Source organism: Butyrivibrio sp. (genome assembly GCF_017940685.1).
Lineage (GTDB): Bacteria > Bacillota > Clostridia > Lachnospirales > Lachnospiraceae > Butyrivibrio.
In genome coordinates, this window is record NZ_JAGAYD010000088.1 from 1 (window position 1) to 2,223 (window position 2,223).

3 protein-coding genes are annotated in these 2,223 nt (G+C 41.5%); all 3 read left to right on the forward strand.

Annotation, left to right across the window (positions count from 1 at the left end; translation table 11 throughout):
* The coding region (locus J6I68_RS05675) for a BlaI/MecI/CopY family transcriptional regulator (RefSeq protein WP_292218364.1) at nucleotides 1-291 on the forward strand (291 nt) is incomplete at its 5' end.
* 9 nt (nucleotides 292-300) lie between these two features.
* Nucleotides 301-1,572 carry a M56 family metallopeptidase gene (locus tag J6I68_RS05680; protein WP_292218367.1) on the forward strand — a complete coding sequence of 424 codons (1,272 nt, stop codon included), beginning with the start codon at nucleotides 301-303 and terminating at the stop codon, nucleotides 1,570-1,572.
* 43 nt (nucleotides 1,573-1,615) lie between these two features.
* On the forward strand, nucleotides 1,616-2,223 hold a 608-nt coding region (locus tag J6I68_RS05685), incomplete at its 3' end, for a hypothetical protein (protein ID WP_292218381.1).

The window sequence follows — 2,223 nt, forward strand, 5'->3', positions numbered from 1 at the left end:
CCCAAGTCTTCCAAGATGACGCAGCGAATGGTAAGAGTTCTGATAAACAGACTTTGCAAAAAGGGAATGCTTACATATACTGTGGATCCTGATGACAGCAGAGTTTATCACTATACAGCTTTAAGGGGCAGGGAAGAATGTCAGAAAGCCAAGAGCAGTGCTTTCGCGAACAGCTATTTTGAAGGCAACAGGCTTTCAGCTGCATTTACTTTATTAGATAAAGTGAATTTATCTGAAGAACAGATAAGAGAACTGGAGAACATTATAGCTAAGGCCAAGAAGAATAAGTAAAGCTCAAGGATGAGCGAAGGAGCAGTTATGCAGGGAATGCTGTTATTCTTTAATGAGCTATATGGATTTTTAGAATTTGTATGCGTCTATTACTCGACCATACTTGGTTTTTGTGCAATCATATCAGTTTTGGTATTGGGAATCATCATGACTTTACGGAGCACTCTCTTTTCCGGATCAACATTTGGAAAGGGTGCGCTGTGGTGTCTTTTGATTCCTGTTTTGTTTTGTGGAAAGCTCCATGCATTCTTTGAGACCAGGGCGGGAGTAAGACTATTTTACTGGTGGTATCTTCTCTGTAGTAGGAGATGGATATGTGCTGTGTATTTTATTGGAATGATCGTTGCAGGTACATTGTTCATTACAAGAAGAAAGAAGGTATGGAACTCTGTAAACCGACTGCCTGATTCTAAAGATCATACTTCTGTTTTTGTGATAAAAGAGTTTCCGGGGCATCTGTCTTCATTCTGTGTCGGATGCTTTAAACCCATGATCGTCATCCCTAAGGGGCTATCAGGAGCAGAGGCTGATATAGTAATAAAGCATGAAGAAACACACATAAAGCTTGGACATTTATGGATACTGCTTGGATATGATATCCTCCGGGTACTTCTTTGGCCCAATGCTTTTTTACACTTATGCATTCGGTATTTGAAAAGAGATCTTGAGGAAATATGCGATGCAGTTACTCTTAAGGTAAATGGAATTGATCCATGTGATTATGGAGAAACTATCATAGAATGCGCAAAAAGAATATCCCGTGCAGGAAGAGAAAGTTACAGTGAGAGCGGTATGCCTTTTACCTGGGATGACGGTTATGGTTTTTTGAAAAAGAGACTTAAAAGAATTGTAAACAGAAGAGCGTACAACTCTGAAATGCTTATCGGCGGAGCTGCATTATTACTGGTCATTTTAGCTACGATGATAGGTGTGATCAAAGTTAATTCCTATAAAAGAACAAATGACATAGGTATGATGAGCTCAGTCTGTTACGCAGGCAACCTCGATAAAATCTACACTGATTTTGACCAGGCTGTTGTGACAGATTTTGATGATGAGTACATATATGTGGATGGAAAAGCCTTACTTGAGAAATATCCTGAAGCTGTATCAGAAGATGGATGGTTTTATTTTTCGGTGGGTGGTTACTACAAGATCCCCGGGATCGGTGGAGGCGGTGGATGGGGTGAAATCGATGCAAAGGAAATAGATGAGGGAATAGTAAAGATCAAAAACCATACAGATATAGATATCTGGAACCGCATAATCATGTGGTTGTGAGTCGCTGGGTACGTTACAGTCCGGCTCAAAAGGAGGTGATCATGTGAATGGCGGATGGGAAGTAAAGGTAAGCGGAAATACGACGCATTACAGGAAAAAGCTTTATGATGCCCATGGTAATCACGTGGGAACAATAGGAATCTGCAAGCCTACAAAGCAGACCGGAAAGAAAAAGAAACCGGTATTATACAGTTTTAAGCAGGTTTCTTCCCAGGTACTCCAGGCAAAAACATCCACCAAGGCCATGCAGGTTTCTAATGGCATACGTGTCAAAATAGGATTGTTAAAGAAACAGCTGAAAAATGGAGACGTGGATGAGGAGGAAATCCTAAGAGCAATACTTCATGCAGAGATGGTTCAGCGCGCATGTGATAAGAAAAAGAAGAACCTCAAGATGGAAGAGACTGCTGAGAGAAACCTTGAGGGAGCTGAAGAGATTCCTACCAAGCCAGAAGAACCTGCTCCGGATGCGGAATCAGAAGAAGAGATAAGAGAGCTTGAGCAGGAAGAGTTTGAGGCTTTGATGGAGAAGCTGGAACTTAGTGCTGATGAGATGATGGAAATGGCCGAAGAAACTGTAGAACTTGATGAGGAACTTGATGAGATGGCAGAAGCTCTATCAGGCTTTATGACACCGGAAGACCTTGAGCA

What these genes read in the sequence shown, in the direction of transcription:
- J6I68_RS05680 (WP_292218367.1), top strand. Translation starts at nt 301, where the DNA reads ATGAGCGAAGGAGCAGTTATGCAGGGAATGCTGTTATTCTTTAATGAG.